At 73.3% G+C, this 15194-nt stretch carries 17 protein-coding genes; 6 read left to right on the forward strand and 11 right to left on the reverse strand.

Features of this window, described 5'->3' with window-relative positions; all coding sequences use genetic code 11:
* Positions 1-76: 76 nt before the first annotated feature.
* Complete coding sequence (locus GA0070606_RS14410; RefSeq protein WP_091099437.1) at positions 77-535, reverse strand: Lrp/AsnC family transcriptional regulator; 459 nt, start codon at positions 533-535, stop codon at positions 77-79.
* 269 nt (positions 536-804) lie between these two features.
* Here GA0070606_RS14410 and GA0070606_RS14415 point away from each other — a divergent pair, with 269 nt between their 5' ends.
* Positions 805-1071: a BldC family transcriptional regulator gene (locus GA0070606_RS14415; protein ID WP_089002465.1), complete on the forward strand. Its 267-nt coding sequence runs from the start codon at positions 805-807 to the stop codon at positions 1069-1071.
* 200 nt (positions 1072-1271) lie between these two features.
* Here the strand turns inward: GA0070606_RS14415 and GA0070606_RS14420 are convergent, their stop codons facing one another.
* A complete protein-coding gene (locus tag GA0070606_RS14420; protein ID WP_091099441.1) occupies positions 1272-1934 on the reverse strand; it encodes a UbiX family flavin prenyltransferase in 663 nt (220 codons plus the stop codon).
* A 202-nt stretch (positions 1935-2136) separates the two neighbouring features.
* Between GA0070606_RS14420 and GA0070606_RS14425 the strand changes: the two genes are divergently transcribed.
* Complete coding sequence (locus GA0070606_RS14425; protein WP_091107732.1) at positions 2137-3120, forward strand: terpene synthase family protein; 984 nt, start codon at positions 2137-2139, stop codon at positions 3118-3120.
* Positions 3121-3309: 189 nt separating this feature from the next.
* On the opposite strand, the gene mqnP is transcribed toward GA0070606_RS14425, so the two are convergent.
* Entirely contained in the window at positions 3310-4284 is a 975-nt protein-coding gene (mqnP, locus tag GA0070606_RS14430) for a menaquinone biosynthesis prenyltransferase MqnP (protein WP_091099444.1), read from the reverse strand.
* Positions 4284-5744, reverse strand: a complete 1461-nt coding sequence (locus GA0070606_RS14435; RefSeq protein ID WP_091099448.1) for a menaquinone biosynthesis decarboxylase — start codon at positions 5742-5744, stop codon at positions 4284-4286. Before GA0070606_RS14435 ends, mqnP begins: the two co-directional genes overlap by 1 nt.
* A gap of 161 nt (positions 5745-5905) precedes the next feature.
* Between GA0070606_RS14435 and GA0070606_RS14440 the strand changes: the two genes are divergently transcribed.
* Positions 5906-6721: an alpha/beta fold hydrolase gene (locus GA0070606_RS14440; RefSeq protein ID WP_091099452.1), complete on the forward strand. Its 816-nt coding sequence runs from the start codon at positions 5906-5908 to the stop codon at positions 6719-6721.
* A gap of 6 nt (positions 6722-6727) precedes the next feature.
* On the opposite strand, the gene GA0070606_RS14445 is transcribed toward GA0070606_RS14440, so the two are convergent.
* Positions 6728-7282: a carboxymuconolactone decarboxylase family protein gene (locus GA0070606_RS14445; protein WP_091099454.1), complete on the reverse strand. Its 555-nt coding sequence runs from the start codon at positions 7280-7282 to the stop codon at positions 6728-6730.
* Positions 7283-7393: 111 nt separating this feature from the next.
* Here GA0070606_RS14445 and GA0070606_RS14450 point away from each other — a divergent pair, with 111 nt between their 5' ends.
* Complete coding sequence (locus GA0070606_RS14450) at positions 7394-7867, forward strand: MarR family winged helix-turn-helix transcriptional regulator (protein WP_091099457.1); 474 nt, start codon at positions 7394-7396, stop codon at positions 7865-7867.
* An 81-nt stretch (positions 7868-7948) separates the two neighbouring features.
* On the opposite strand, the gene ccsB is transcribed toward GA0070606_RS14450, so the two are convergent.
* Genes ccsB through hemL form a run of 6 tightly spaced genes read right to left on the reverse strand, consistent with a single transcriptional unit; the run spans position 7949 to position 14003 of the window.
* Complete coding sequence (gene ccsB, locus GA0070606_RS14455; RefSeq protein ID WP_091099463.1) at positions 7949-8923, reverse strand: c-type cytochrome biogenesis protein CcsB; 975 nt, start codon at positions 8921-8923, stop codon at positions 7949-7951.
* Positions 8923-10575: a cytochrome c biogenesis protein ResB gene (gene resB, locus GA0070606_RS14460; RefSeq protein ID WP_091099466.1), complete on the reverse strand. Its 1653-nt coding sequence runs from the start codon at positions 10573-10575 to the stop codon at positions 8923-8925. Before resB ends, ccsB begins: the two co-directional genes overlap by 1 nt.
* Positions 10575-11438: a cytochrome c biogenesis CcdA family protein gene (locus GA0070606_RS14465; RefSeq protein ID WP_091099469.1), complete on the reverse strand. Its 864-nt coding sequence runs from the start codon at positions 11436-11438 to the stop codon at positions 10575-10577. The genes resB and GA0070606_RS14465 overlap by 1 nt, the downstream gene beginning before the upstream one ends.
* A complete protein-coding gene (locus GA0070606_RS14470; protein WP_091099472.1) occupies positions 11438-12016 on the reverse strand; it encodes a TlpA family protein disulfide reductase in 579 nt (192 codons plus the stop codon). The genes GA0070606_RS14465 and GA0070606_RS14470 overlap by 1 nt, the downstream gene beginning before the upstream one ends.
* Entirely contained in the window at positions 12016-12663 is a 648-nt protein-coding gene (locus tag GA0070606_RS14475; protein WP_091099474.1) for a histidine phosphatase family protein, read from the reverse strand. Before GA0070606_RS14475 ends, GA0070606_RS14470 begins: the two co-directional genes overlap by 1 nt.
* A 2-nt stretch (positions 12664-12665) precedes the next feature.
* The gene (hemL, locus tag GA0070606_RS14480; protein WP_091099476.1) at positions 12666-14003 is read right to left on the reverse strand and encodes a glutamate-1-semialdehyde 2,1-aminomutase; all 1338 of its coding nucleotides are present in this window, start codon (positions 14001-14003) and stop codon (positions 12666-12668) included.
* 246 nt (positions 14004-14249) lie between these two features.
* On the opposite strand from hemL, the gene GA0070606_RS14485 reads away from it, so the two are divergent.
* Complete coding sequence (locus GA0070606_RS14485; protein WP_091099478.1) at positions 14250-14585, forward strand: STAS domain-containing protein; 336 nt, start codon at positions 14250-14252, stop codon at positions 14583-14585.
* A 250-nt stretch (positions 14586-14835) separates the two neighbouring features.
* Positions 14836-15084, forward strand: a complete 249-nt coding sequence (locus GA0070606_RS14490) for an SHOCT domain-containing protein (RefSeq protein WP_218106017.1) — start codon at positions 14836-14838, stop codon at positions 15082-15084.
* Positions 15085-15194: the final 110 nt, after the last annotated feature.

A 15194-nucleotide genomic window follows, 5' to 3' on the forward strand; every position in this document is an offset into this window, starting at 1 on the left:
ACCGACTCCCCGCGCAGCGGCTCGTCTCCGGCACGCGAGGCGGCGGACCGGTGCCGCGCCCGGGAGGCCGCCCCGCTCAGGCCTCCGGCGGCACCGGAGGCTGCGGGCGGTTCTCCCACTTCGTGGAGAGCGCGATGCCGGTCCGGGTGGAGGCGACGCCGGGCGTCCGGTTCAGCCGTACGATCAGGCGCTCCAGTTCGGCGATGGTGCCGACCCTGGCCTTGAGCATGAACGACTCGACGCCGGCCATGAAGTAGCAGGACTCGATCTCGGGCATCTGCCGGAACGCCTCCAGCACGTCGTCGGTGTCACCGCCGGAGTCCTCGACGATCCCGATGAGCGCGGTGACGGCGAAGCCGATGGCCTCGGGCTCCACCTCCGCCCGGTATGCCCGGATGACGCCACTGGCCTCCAGCTTGCCGACCCGCTCGTGCACGGCCGGCGCGGAGAGGCCGACCTGCCGGGCCAGCTCGGCGTAGGACAGGCGGGCGTTGCCGCGCAGTAGTTCGACGAGGCTCCGGTCGATGGCGTCCACGGACTGTAGACCCTAGCTGCCCGGGCGTAACGCCGGGCACCCGGGATGCGTTGAACATGACAGCGGGTAGTTGTTCGCAGACTCATAGTCAAGGGAGCCCTACGCAGGTAATATTTCCTAACTTCCCACTCAGTGCGTTTTTCGCGTTTGGCGGACAGGCCAGGTCGCTGGTGCTGTAATTGCCATACGTCCCTCATGACGGCTCTGGGCTCGCACCGGCCGGGGGCAGTGTGTTCAGCCGGGGGCTTCGTCGACGCGAGGAGGGGGCTGTGGACACTGGAGATCGCCTGCTGACACCGGGTGAAGTTGCCGCGTTGTTTCGGGTCGACCCGAAGACTGTGACGCGATGGGCGGCGGCGGGCCGGATAGGCAGCATCCGGACTCCAGGCGGGCATCGCCGGTTTCGGGAATCCGAGGTGCGGGCCCTGCTTGAGGGGGAGGGCATGTTGGACGAGGCGGAAGACGTCGGCAAGCCGCGCAACGCGGGGCCGGCCGCCTCGACCGGGCCGGGCCCGGCCAACGCCGGCATGTATTGAACGGTGCGGATCATCGCGCGGACCGGACGCCAGCTCCGGTCCGCGGCCCTGTGGAAGCGGGGCCACCCGGGCGACGGGCGTCGGATCCTGCGGACCCCGCGCCACCTTCGACGAGGCCGAGCCCCGATGCCGTCTCCGGCCCGCGGGTTCCGCGTAAGGCGGGCCGGGCTCCGTCCCGCGTCCGCGTTCAGCGGCCAGGCTCAGTCCAGCGGATCCCGTGAAGCGGCCCGGGCTCCGTCCCGCGCCGCGCCCAGCTCACCCGACCAGCGACGGAACAGGTCGTGCGGCACGCCGAGGGCGTCCAGCACCTTGCCGGCCACGAAGTCGACGAGCTGCTGGGCGGAGGCCGCCGCCCCCGCGCCGTAGAAGCCGGGGCTGGCCGGCAGCACCACCGCCCCCGCGTCGTGCAGGGCGATCAGGTGCTCCAGGTGGCTGCGGGTCACCGGCGTCTCCCGGGGCACCATCACCACCGGCCGGCGCTCCTTGAGGTTCACCTCCGCGGCGCGCTGGAGCAGGTCCTTGGAGAGCCCGATCGCGATGCCGGCGCAGGCAGCCGTGCTCGCCGGCACCACCGCCATCCCGCGTACCCGGTAGGAGCCGCTGCTCGGGCCGGCCGCCAGGTCGCCGGCGGGCCAGTGCCGCACGTCGGCTCCCGCGAGGTCCCGGCCCAGCCAGGCGGCGAGGTCCTCCGCCCAGTGCCCGTCCCGGAACGGGCGGCCCGTCTCGTCGAGGACGGTCAGCCGGGCGGCCCGGGAGACGATCAGGTCCACCGGTTCCCCGGCGTCGAGCAGTGCCCGCACGACGGCCGCCGCGTACGGCGTTCCGGACGCCCCGGACACCCCGACCACCCATGGTTCCCGCATGCCCCCAGCCTGCCTGGTCGCGCCCACGCCCCGACGGGCACCCCCGACCCCGGTGCGTTTCCGGAGGCGGCCGCGAGGTCCGCGTACGGGCGGATGTCTCCGGCGAGCGCGCGGTCGGCCGGGATCGCGGGGATCCCGGCGACCTGACATGCTGCCGGAGGCGATTCGCGAGGACGCGGATCGCACGCGGGAGGAATGGGAGATGACCGGCGAGATCCTCTGGTCGTTACGGTCGGAATGCCCCATCCCGCCCCGGCTCTCGCCGCACGCCGACCGGGTGCAGGAGTGGGTGACCGACGACCTGCTGCCGGGCCTCGGCCTGCCGGCGGACGACCCGACCCCCCGGCGACTGGCCGGCGCGGGGGTCGCCCGGTACGCCGGCCGCCTCTACCCGGACGCCACCGAGGCCGACCTGCGCGTGCTCACGGCGCTGTTCACCTGGTTTTTCCTCGTCGACGACGCCTGCGACGGGCCGAACCGGCTCGGCCCCGACCAGATCCGCGCGCTGCGCGCCGGGGTGCTGAGCCTGCTGCACGACGGTCCCCGCCTGCGGCACGCCGGCCTGACGGGGCCGCTGCGGCGGCTGCTGGTGCGCGCCTGGCGGGAGCCGCGGCGGCGGATGCCGGCCCGCTGGCGGCAGCGATTCGCCGAGGCCGTCGCCGACCACCTGGACGGCACGTGGCGGGAGGCGGTCAACAAGTCGGCCGGGCGCCGGCCCGTCGTGGCCGAGTACGTCGAACTGCGGCGCGCCACCTCCGCCGCGTACGTGTCGTATCCGCTGGTGGAGTTCGTCACCGGTCGTCCGCTGCCCGACGCGGTCCACCACCACCCGCTGCTGCGCCGGATCGCCGACACGGGCAACGACCTGCTGTCCTGGTACAACGACCTGGCCTCGCTGGAGCGCGACCGGGCCACCTCGGGCGGGCACAACCTGGTGCTGGCGACGGCCGCCGAGCACGGGGTGCCGCTGGAGGCCGCGATCGCGCTGACCGCCGAGCGCTGGCGGGCGTCGATGCGGCGCTTCGTCGAGCTGCGCGCGGCGCTGCCGTCGTTCGGGCCGGCGCTGGACGAGGCGGTCACCGACCATCTCGACGGGGTGGCGAACGCCGTCCGGGGCACCGTCGAGTGGACGCTGGAGAGCGCCCGCTACCCCGACGCCCGCGCCGAGCCCGCCGCCCTCGGCTGAGCCCCGCCGCCGTCAGCTCAACCCGCCGCCCTCGGCTGAGCCCCACCGCCGTCAGCTCAACCCGCCGCCGTCAGCTCGGCCCGCCGTCCTGCGCCCGCCCGCCGCGGTGTGGGCCGACCGGCCCGGCGCGGGGCCGGTGGACCGGCCGCCGCGGTCGACCTCCCGCCGAGCAGTGGACCGGGCGCACCCTCAGGGGCGCAGGCCGAGGCGGACCACCAGGTCGAGCAGGGCGAAGACGAACAGCGCGATGCCGACGAAGCCGTTGGCCGTGAAGAAGGCCCGGTTGACCTTGCTCAGGTCGGTCGGGCTGACCACCACGTGCTGGTAGCCGAAGGCGAGCGCGGTCAGCGCCAGCCCGATCCACCAGGGCCAGCCGAAGCCGACAAGCGCGCCGAACCAGAGGAACAGCACGAACGTCACCACGTGCGCGACGGTCGAGGCGTGCAGCGCGAACCGCAGCCCGTAACGGGCGGGCACGCTGTGCACGCCGATCTGCCGGTCGACCTCGGCGTCCTGGCAGGCGTAGATCAGGTCGAACCCGCCGATCCAGAGCCCGACGGCCACGCCGAGCAGCCAGGCGGGCCAGGAGCCGTCGAGGGTGCCGGTGACGCCCAGCCAGGCGCCGACCGGCCCGACGGCCTGGGCGACGGCAAGGATGGCGTGCGGCCAGTTGGTGAACCGCTTGCCGTACGGGTAGACGACCAGCGGCACCACGGCGAGCGGCGCGAGCACCAGACAGAGCGGGTTGAGCAGGGCGGCGGCGGCCAGGAAGACCACGAGCGCGACCGCCGCGCCGGTCCAGGCCGTCCGCACGCTGACCGCCCCGGTGACCAGCTCCCGGGAGGCGGTACGCGGGTTCCGCGCGTCGATCCGGCGGTCCAGGATCCGGTTCGCGGCCATCGCGAACGTCCGCGCGCCGACCATCGCCACGGTGATCAGCAGCAGGTCGAGCCAGCGCACCCGCCCCCCGGAAACCTCCATCGCGGTCAGCGCCGACAGGTACGCGAACGGCAGCGCGAAAACGGAGTGCTCGATCGCCACAAGATCGAGGAACGCCCGCACCTTCCCCCGCGATCTTGCACTTTCCGCCCCGACAGAGGCGGATGAACCGGGCGAACCGGGGGCCGAAACTGCAAGATCGCGCGGATCGGAGTTCGTCGGCATCAGATGCCGTACTCCTTCCAGCGCTTGTCGACCAGGGAGACGACCTCGGGGGCCATCCGCATCTCCTCCGGCCAGCCCCGGGTGTAGCCCTCCTCGGGCAGCTTCCGGGTGGCGTCGACGCCCGCCTTGCCGCCCCAGAACTGCTGGTAGGAGGAGTGGTCGAGGTGGTCCACCGGGCCCTCGGTGAGCAGCAGGTCGCGGGCGTAGTCGACGTTGCCGAAGGCGCGGAAGGCGACCTCGTTGTAGTCGTGCACGTCGCAGTCCTCGTCGACGATCACGATCAGCTTGGTCAGCGACATCATGTGCGCGCCCCAGATCGCGTTCATCACCTTCTGGGCGTGCTTCGGGTAGCGCTTGCGGATGGACACGATCGCGCAGTTGTGGAAGACGCCGGCGGCGGGCAGGTCGTAGTCGACGATGTCCGGGATCAGGAAGCGCAGCAGCGGCGCGAAGATCCGCTCGGTGGCCTTGCCGAGGCCGTGGTCCTCCTGCGGCGGCTGCGACGTGACGATCGAGTGGTAGACCGGGCTGCGCTGCATGGTCATGCACTCGATGTGCGCCACCGGGAACGGCTCGACCGGCGTGTAGAAGCCGGTGTGGTCGCCGAACGGGCCCTCCGGCAGCCGCTCGCCCGGCTCGATGTAGCCCTCCAGGACGATCTGCGCGTGCGCCGGCACCTGGAGCGGGACCGTCAGGCAGTCCACCATCTCCACCCGCTCGCCGCGCAGGTACCCGGCGAACAGGTATTCGTCGATGTCGGCGGGGAGCGGGGCGCTGGACGCGTAGGCGACCGCGGGGTCGGTGCCGATGGCGATCGCCACCGGCAGGCGCTGCCCCAGCCGCTCGGCGACGGCGTGGTGCGCGGTGGAGTTCTTGTGGATCTGCCAGTGCATGCCGAGGGTGTTCCGGGAGTGCTGCTGCAACCGGTAGAGCCCGAGGTTGCGCTTGCCGGTCTCGGGGTGCTTGGTGTGCGTCAGCCCGAAGTTGTGGAAGATCCCGCCGTCGCCCGGCCAGACCTGCAGGCCTGGCAGCCGGTTCAGGTCGACGTCGTCGCCGCGGTAGACCACCTGCTGGCAGGGAGCCGTCCTGACCTTCTTCGGCGGCATCGACTTGAGCTGCATGACCTTGCCGAGGCCGTCCATCATCCCGGAGAGGCCCATCGGCAGCTCCGGCTTGAGCATGTTGCCGATCCGCTCGCCGACCTCGTCCAGCGACTCGACGCCGAGCGCCATCGCCATCCGCTTCTCGGTGGCGAAGAGGTTGATCGCCACCGGCATCTCGCCGCGCGTCGGCCGCTCGAAGAGCAGCGCCGGGCCGCCCGCGCGGACCGTCCGGGTGACGATCTCGCTGATCTCCAGGGTCGGATCGACGGGGACGCTCACCCGCCGCAACTCGCCCGCGCGCTCCAGCGCCGCGAGGAAGTCCTTCAGATCGGTGTACGGGAAGCCACGAGCCGCCATACCTGCCAGTCTCCCCCACCGTGCCGCCGACCGGCCCGGCCGGGTGGGGTGATGTCGGCGGCCCGCTGTGCGTCGCGCCACACCGGTCCCGCGAACGGGCCCGGATGTCGGTGCCGGATGGCAGCATCCCCGGGCCGTCGCAGAACCATGGAGGAGCCGGGATGCCGCGCCGTACGTCCGTGTCGCTGGAGGTCGTCGAGCGGGGTGCGGGCACCCCCGTGCTGGCGCTGCACGGCTGGAGCCCCGACCACCGGCTGATGCTCGGCTGCCTGGAGCCGGTCTTCGCCGGGCGCCCCGGCTACCGCCGGCTCTACCCGGACCTGCCCGGCATGGGCGTGTCGCCGGCTCCGGCGGAGATCGCCAGCTCCGACGACGTGCTCGACACCGTCCAGGACGTCGTCGACGACCTGCTCGCCGACACCCCGTTCCTGCTCGTCGGCGAGTCCTACGGCGGCTACCTCGCCCGCGCCCTGGCCCGGTCCCGTCCCGAGCAGGTGCTCGGACTGGCGCTGGTCTGCCCCATCGGCACCGCCGTGGACAGGGCGGACCGCCGGGTGCCGCGGCGGCAGGTGCTGCGCCCCGACCCCGACCTGCTCGCCGCCACCGACGACGACACCGCCGCCAGGTTCGCGGACGTCGCCGTCGTGCAGTCCCCGGAGACGCTGCGCCGGTTCCGGGAGGACATCCTGCCCGGCCTCGACGCCGCCGACGGCGCGGCGCTGGAGCGCATCGCCCGGCGGTGGAGGCTCGCCGAGGATCCCGAGGGCGGCGCGCCCTTCACCCGGCCGACCCTGATCCTCACCGGGCGGCAGGACCACTCCACCGGCTACCTCGACCAGTTCGCGCTGCTGCCGCACTACCCCCGGGCGACGTTCGCGGTGCTCGACGTCGCCGGCCACAACCTCCAGATCGAGCAGCCCGCCCTCTTCGACGCCCTCGTGGGCGAGTGGCTCGACCGGGTCGCCGCGGAAGGCTGACCGCCGTCAGCCGGCCGGCTCCCAGGCGTACGCGGCCACGGGCGGGTCGAGCGGGGCGCGGGTGAGCCGGTTGGCGAAGGTGGAGATGGTGTACGTGCCGACGCCGAGCACCACGTCCAGGGCGTGCCGCCGCTGGTAGCCGGCGGCCAGGAGGGCGGCGATCCCGCCCTCGGGGACCGCGCCCGCGTGGTCGAGCACGGCGAGCGTGAAGCGGCGCAGCGCCTCCAGCCGGTCGTCGGGCAGCGGCGCGCCGGCGCGCAGCGCCTCGATCAGCTCGGGCGCGGCGCCGTGCCGGGTCAGCGTGGCGGTGTGCATGGCGACGCAGAGGTGACACTCGTTGCGGGTGGCGACGGTCATGACGACGACCTCCCGCTCGACGGGGTCGAGGGCGCAGCTCTCGAAGATGCCGTTGACGGTGAGGAAGCCCCTGAGCAGCTCCGGGGACTCGGCCATCAGGCCGACCGCGGCGGGCAGATGACCGAGCCTGCGGTGCACCGCCTCGACCGTCTGTCGCGCGTCGGCGGGGGCGGTGTCTGCGGTGTGGGTGGTGAACGGTGGCACGGGTACCTGCTCTCCGGGTCGGGGTGGCCGGCGCGGCCCGATCGGCGACGCGCCGCACGTGACGTAGGATCGTCAACGTGGTTGTCGAAACCGTAAACCAGGTTGTCGAACATGGCAACGGCTGACCCCGACCGACCCGGCTTCCTGCTGCCCCTGCTGCTGCTGGCCGGCTTCCGTACGCTCGTCGACGACCTGCACGCGGAGCTGGCCCGGCAGGGCCACCCGGAGCTGCGCCCGCTGCACGGCTTCGTGCTCCAGGCCGTCGGCGGCGGCACCACCGCCACAGAGCTCGGCCAGCGGCTCGGCGTCTCCAAGCAGGCGGCCGGCAAGACGGTCGACCGGCTGGTCGCGCTCGGCTACCTGGAACGCGCCGACGACACCCGCGACGCCCGCCGCAAGCTGGTCCGGGTGACCCCGCACGGCCTGGACGGCCTGCGCCGGTCGGCGGAGGTCTTCGACCGCCTCCGGCAACGCTGGGTCGAGACCCTCGGCGCGGACCGGGTGGCCGCGCTGGAGGACGACCTGCGGGCGGTCACCCCGGCCAACCCGTTCCGCCTCGACGTGCCTGGCTGGTTGGGCGGCTGACCCGCCCGGGCCGCGAACCCGCGTCGCCGGGAGAGCGGCGGAGCGGGCTGCTCCCCGGGCGGCCCGGTCGTCCGCCGATGATCAGTCGAGGCCGCCGTACGAGTGCAGGCCCTCGAAGAAGATGTTCACCCCGAACAGGTTCATCAGCATGGTGAGGAAGCCGGCCACGGCGAGCCACGCGGCCACGTTCCGCTTCACGCTCGGGGTGGCGCGGGCGTGCAGGTAGCCGGCGTAGATCACCCAGGAGATGAACGACCAGGTCTCCTTCGGGTCCCAGCCCCACGGCCGGCCCCAGGCCGCCTCGGCCCAGATCGCCCCGGCGATCACCGCGAAGGTGAAGATCGGGAACGCGAACGCGTGCAGGACGAAGGTCAGCCGCTCCAGGCCCGCCGCCGACGGCATCCGCTTCGCCAGGGTGTACGGGAAGCTCCGCCGGCCCTGCTCGTAGCCGGAGCGCATCAGGAACGCCACCGCCGGCACCGCGCCGAGCAGGAAGATGCCGGAGGCGAAGACGATGGTCGAGACGTGGATGACGAACCAGTACGAGTTGAGCGCGGGCACCAGCGGCACGATCGGCACGTAGAGCACCAGCTCGGCGGTCGCCAGCAGCAGCACCATCACCAACGACAGGAACAGCCCCAGGCGGCGCAGCATCGGCCGCTTCCAGAGCACCACCAGCCAGGCGGCGGAGCCGATCCACGAGACCGTGAGCACGAACTCGTACATGTTGCCCCAGGGCATCCGGTCGGCGGCGATGCCGCGGGTGACCAGCGCCCCGAGGTGCAGCAGCGCCGCCAGCGCGGTGGCGGCCACGGCGCCCACGCCCGCCAGCCGGGCGCGGCGGGCGGTGCGCTCGGCCGCCCCGTCGGGGGCCTTGGCGGGCGCCTCCGGCAGCCCACCCCCGGCCGCGCCGACGCCGGCCCCGACCAGCTCGCGGGCGGGCGCGGCGACCTGCGTCCGGGCGTTGCCGAGCGCGTACTCGACGGCGTGGCTGATCATCGCGACCAGGTACGCCAGGATCGCGAACGACACCAGCTGATCGGAGAGTGCGGACATCACTCGGCTCCTTCTCGCGCTCCGGCCCGGTCGTCGCCGTCACGGTCGACGCCGTCACGGTCGGCCTTGTCGCCGCCGCCGACCGCCGCCACGAGCTGCGCGAACTCGTCGGCGAACCCGGGATGGTCGGTGCGCGGCAGACCACCGGCCTCGACCAAACTACTACCGCCCGTCGGAGATCCACCCGCGGGGTCGGCCGGAACCATCCGGAAGAAGACCCGCCGACGCCGGCCGAACAGCGAACCCATCAGGCCGACCAGCAGCACCGCGGAGCTGACCAGCAGCAGCGTCGAGCCCGGGTCGTGGCGGACCGACAGCGTGACGTACGGCCTGGTGTCCAGGAACTCGACCTTGGTGCCGTCGTCCAGCGTCCAGGTCTCGCCCCGGCGGAGCAGCTTCGTGCCGACCTCCTTCACCTTCCCGGCGCGCACCTGCCGCTGGTCCAGTTCGTAGATCGAGCCGGGGATGCCGGCGTCCAGCCCCAGGTTGCCCCGGTAGGCGACGAGGTTCAGCGCCGGGTTGCGCTCGGTGGGGTACTCGGAGCGCGCGTACGGCGGCGACGCGGGCGCGGTCGGCAGGTAGAGACCCGAGAAGGCCATCTGGAGGTTCGGGTCCCGGTCGCCGGTGGCCGGATCGACGTTGGCGTCCGGGAAGGCGGCCAGGCCCTCGCTGGTCAGCCCGACGTCGCCGGTGGTCAGGAACGGCACGGTGCTGGTCTGGCTGCGGCCGAACCGGTCGGTGTAGCGGATCACCGGGGCGTAGCCGTGGCCGAGCAGGTGGACGTTCGCGCCGTCGAGGCGCAGCGGCGCGTTGACCGAGAACTCGGCCCGCCGCGACTCGCCGCCCGCCTCGTCGACGGTCACCTCGGCGTTGAAGAACTCCGGCTGGCCGGTCTCCAGGAACCGGGCGTGGAAGTCGTCGAGCCGGACGCAGAATCCGGGCAGGTCCTCGCTGCCGACCCGCGGGCCGAGCTTGGCCTCGGCGTACTGCTGGCGGGTGTTGCAGAACGCGTTCTCCTCGCCGGCGACGAGCAGCCGGTTGCCGCTCCAGCCGTACCACGAGCCGAGCGCGACGCCGACCAGCACGACCACCATCGAGGTGTGGAAGAGCAGGTTGCCGGTCTCCTTCAGGTAGCCCTTCTCGGCGGAGACCTCGTCGCCGCGGACCGCCACCCGCCAGCGGCGCCGGCGCAGCGCCTCGGCGACCGCCGCCACGCCGCCCTCGGGGGCGGGCAGCAGCGCGTGCTGCGGCAGCCGGTCCAGCCGCTTCGGGGCGGCCGGCGGCGTCGACCGCAGCGCCCGGACGTGGTCGCGCAGCCGGGGCGTGATGCAGCCGATCAACGAGGTGAACAGCAGCAGGTAGATCGCGGAGAACCAGACCGAGCCGAACGCCTCGAAGGCGCCGATCCGGTCCAGCACCGGCGCCAGGTCGGGGTGCTCGGTGAAGTAGTCCCGGACGTCCTCCGGGTTGACCCCCCGCTGCGGCAGCACCGAACCGGGGATCGCGGCGATCGCGAGCAGGAACAGCAGCACCAGCGCCGTACGCATGCTGGTGAGCTGCCGCCACGAGTTGCGCAGCAGCGCCAGCAGCCGGTTGGGCCGGCGCCGGGGCGCCTCGGCCGGCGTCGCCGGACGCTCGTCCACGACCGTCATCAGATACTCACCTCGCCGACCCCGACGGTGGTCTGCAACCAGATCACGAAGTTCGTCCACCCGCCGGTGACCAGCGCGAGGCCGATCAGGATCAGCAGCGCGCCGCCGACCCGGGTGACCCAGCGGCTGTGGCGCCGGACGGCGCGGAAGACCCCGAGCAGGCGCTGGAAGCCCAGCCCGAAGACGACGAACGGTATCCCCAGCCCCAGGCAGTACGCCACGGCGAGCACCACCGCCCGGTCCGTCTGGCCGCCGACGGCCGCCATGCCGATAACGGCGCCCAGGGTCGGGCCGACGCACGGCACCCAGCTCAGCGCGAAGACCGCGCCGAACACCGGGGCGCCGAGAAGCCCGGCGGCGGGCAGCCGGTTGATCCGGAACTCCCGCTGCAGCCCGGGGACGACCCCGACGTAGCCCAGGCCGAGCACGACGATGAGCGCGCCGATGACGATCTCCAGCGTGCGCTCGTACTCGAAGAAGACCCGGCCGACGCCGGCGAAGAGGATCGCGGTGGCGGTGAAGACGACGGTGAAGCCGGCGATGAACAGCAGCGTGCCGGCCAGCACCCGGCCCTTCACCGCGGCGGTCGCCGCCACGGCCCGCTCCCGCACCGCCACCCCACCGCCGTTGGTGTCGGGAGGGGTTCCCTCCGCCACCGGAGCCGTCGACGGGAAGCCCTTCCCGGCCTGCGGGCGACGGGTTTCGAGATCGGCCCCGGCGAGACCGGTGACGTACGACAGGTAGCCCGGCACCAGCGGGAGCACGCACGGGGAGAGGAAGCTGACCAGACCGGCGAGCGCGGCCGCGCCGATGGCGAGCAGCAGCGGACCGGACTGGGCGAGCTCCCGGAACGTCTCGCCCATCAGCGGGAACCGTTGGGCGCCGGCTGCTCGGCCGCGATCCGCTCGACGATGGGCTGGAGGCCCTCCTGCCTCACCGCCGCCCGGATCACGGCGGCGATCCGGCCGTCCCGGTCGAGCACGATGGTGGCCGGGATGGTGTTCGGCGGGATGTCCAGGGCGAGCGCCACCCGGCTGGGCGGGTCGAACAGGCTCGGGTAGCTGACCCCGAACCGCTCCTCGAAGGCGATCGCCTTGTCCCGGCTGTCCTGGATGTTGACGCCCAGGAAGGTCACCCCGGAGGCCTTGGTGGCCTGGTAGGTGTTCTCCAGGTCGTCCGCCTCGGCCCGGCACGGGTTGCACCACGAGCCCCAGAAGTTGACCACGACGACCTGGCCGCGGTCCTTCGCCACGTCGTGGCTGCCGCCGGTGAGCAGCTCACCGGAGATCTTCGGGGCCGGGGAGCGCTCGTCCGGGGCGCACTCGATGACGCCCTCGGGGCTGGTGCCGCAGGCCTCCTCCCGGCTCTGCGAGGAGCAGCCGGCCAGCGCCGCCGTCGCGACGGCGGCGAGCAGACCCGCGGTCCACCTCCGGGCGTTCATCAGGCCCCCTTGGCCGTCCGGGCTGTCGCCGACATCGCGATCAGGTGCGCGGCCGGCTCGGAGTAGCCGATGCCGACGACCTTGGCGCCGTCGAAGTGGAAGGAGGTGAGGCTGGCCAGCCCGCACTGGCGCCGGCGCGGGTCGTGCCAGAGCCGCTTGCGCTCGACGTGGCGGCGCAGCGTCCAGATGGGAAGCTGGTGCGAGACCAGCACGGCCTCGCGCCCCTCGGCGGCCACCCGGGCGGCGTGCAGGGCGGCGAACATCCGCTCCGCGATCGCCCGGTAGGCCTCACCCCAGGACGGGGTGACCGGGTCCCGCAGCACCCACCAGTTGCGCGGGTCGCGGAACGAGCCGTCGCCCGGCGAGACCTTCTTGCCCTCGAACCAGTTCGCGCTCTCGATGAGCCGCTCGTCCACGCCGACCGGCAGCCCGAACTGCGCGGCGATCGGCTCGGCCGTCTGCTGGGCGCGCTCCAGGGGGCTCGCCACCACGTGCACGACCTCGCGCTCGGCGAGCCCCTGCGCGGCGGCCTTGGCCATCTGCACCCCGAGCTCGGAGAGCCGGAAGCCGGGCAGCCGGCCGTAGAGGATGCCCTCCGGGTTGTGCACCTCGCCGTGCCGCAGCACGTGGACCACCGTCTTGCTCACCGCTACCCCCCGTGACCGGCCGCTGCCGCCGCGCCCGCCGCCGCCGGCAGGGCGGCGGCGATCCGCTCCAGAGCGGCGTCGTCCAGCGCCGCCGACACGAACCACGCCTCGAAGGCGCTCGGCGGCAGGTAGACGCCGCCGGCGAGCATCGCGTGGAAGAACGCCTTGAACGCCGGCACCTGCTGGGTACGGGCGCTGTCGTAGTCGACCACGTCGGCGTCGGTGAAGAAGATCGAGAACATGTTGCCCGCGTACGACAGCCGGTGCGGGACCCCGGCGGCGGCGAGCGCGTCGGAGGCCAGCTTGCTCACGACGGCGGCCGTGTCGTCGAGCCTGCGGTAGAGCGCGTCGTCGGCCAGCCGCAGGGTCGCCAGACCGGCGGCGCAGGCCAGCGGGTTACCGGAGAGGGTGCCGGCCTGGTAGACCGGGCCGGCGGGGGCCAGGCGTTCCATGATCTCCGCGCGCCCGCCGAACGCCGCGGCCGGCAACCCACCACCCATGACCTTGCCGTACGTCCACAGGTCGGCGTCGGAGGGGTCGAGGCCGTGCCAGCCGGCGCGGGAGACGCGGAACCCGGTCATCACCTCGTCGACGATCAGCAGGGCGCCGTGCGCGTGCGCGATCCGGGCGAGCTGGGAGTTGAAGCCGTCGCGCGGGGCGACCACGCCCATGTTGCCGGCGGCGGCCTCGGTGATGATCGCGGCGATGTGCTGGCCCTCGGCGGCGAACGCCTGCTCCACGGCGGCGACGTCGTTGTACGGCAGCACGATCGTGTCGCCCGCCGCCGCGCCGGTCACACCGGGCGAGTCGGGCAGGCCGAGGGTGGCCACGCCGGAGCCGGCGGCGGCCAGCAGCGCGTCGGAGTGCCCGTGGTAGCAGCCGGAGAACTTGACGATCCGGGGGCGGCCGGTGAAGCCGCGCGCCAGCCGGATCGCCGACATGGTGGCCTCGGTGCCGGAGTTGACCAGCCGGACCTGCTCGACCGGGGTGCGGTCGACGATCTCGGCGGCCAGCTCGACCTCGCCCGGCGTCGGGGTGCCGAAGCTGGTGCCCCGGGTCGCGGCGGACCGGATCGCCTCCACCACCTCCGGGTGGGCGTGGCCGAGGATCAGCGGCCCCCAGGAGGAGACCAGGTCGACGTAGCGCCGGTCGTCGGCGTCGTAGAGCCAGGGCCCCTCCCCCCGGACCATGAAGCGCGGGGTGCCGCCGACGGCACGGAACGCGCGCACGGGGGAGTTCACCCCGCCGGGCACGATGGCCTTGGCGCGGTCGAACAGGGCCTCGGAGGCCGGCGCTTCGGCCGGGTAGCGGCCAGATCCGGCGGGAAACATATCGGTCACGATGCCGCCATTGTGTCAGCGCCGGACGGCGAATCGGCAGGCACCCCGCACCGGGGTTACCAGTCTCACCCGGGCCGACCGTTCGCGGCTCCCCCAGGCCGACCGTTCGCGGCTCCCCCAGGCCGACCGTTCCCGGCTCCCCCGGGCCGACCGTTCCCGGCTCCGTCGGCGGGGTCGTCCCGCCCCGCGGATTCGGTCGCCGTCGCTCGACAGGCCGGGTCGTCCGGATCGCGCTAGGCTGACCGGGTGGATCGTGCCGAACTGTCCATCACGCTACACCGGACGGGCGACGAAGCTGTGCTGCGCCTGTCCGGTGAGATCGACATGCTCACGGCCGCCCAGCTGTCGACCGTCGTCAACGAGGTGCTCGCCGACCCGCCGCCGCGGATCGTCCTCGACCTCGGCGGCGTCACCTTCTGCGACTCCCAGGGGCTGGGCACCCTCGTCGTGCTCAGCCGCAAGGCCAGCCACGCGCAGAGCCTCCTGGTCCTGACGAACGTCGGCGACTTCCTGCTCCGCGTCCTGGACATCACCGGCCTCCGCAGCGCCCTGATGATCCGCAACGACCAGACCACCGGCTGACCCGTCCCCTCCCCAGCCCTCGCGCGGCTCGCCCCGTGGCGTCGAGCATGAGGTTGCCCGGGACGGTCCGGGGTCTTTCCGCAAGGCCAACTTCGTGCACGGTGGCCACGCCGACCACATGAATCACGAGACGTCGGACGCGGCCCGCGCCCTCCGGGCCCGGCCTCCGGCATGAGGTGAGGTCCACCGGCGGCGGGGTACGCAGCCCTGCCGGTCGAGACGGCTCCCGGACACCGTCGGAACGGACCCGATGTCACGCGTCGAGAAGGGACATGCCATGCACGGCTACGGTTGGGCCTGGCCGATGGGCGTCATGATGCTCGGCTGGCTCGTTCTGGTTCTGCTGGTGATCTGGGCGGTGTGGTATGTGACGACCGGCATCCGCCAGCGCCCGATGGCCGACCGGCACGAGTCCGCACGCCGGATCCTGGGCGAACGCTACGCGCGCGGCGAACTGGACACCGAGGAGTACCACCGGCGCCTGGATGCGCTGCGCTGACCGTCCGGGAGCCGCTCCGACGTGCGCGCGGCCTCCGGCTGCACCCCGCCCTGGCGGGCGGCGGAAGGATCGCGGCCGTGGGCGCGGGGCTGGACGGCGAACTCGCGTCC

Source organism: Micromonospora citrea, from assembly GCF_900090315.1.
In the GTDB taxonomy this organism is placed as follows: Bacteria; Actinomycetota; Actinomycetes; order Mycobacteriales; family Micromonosporaceae; genus Micromonospora; species Micromonospora citrea.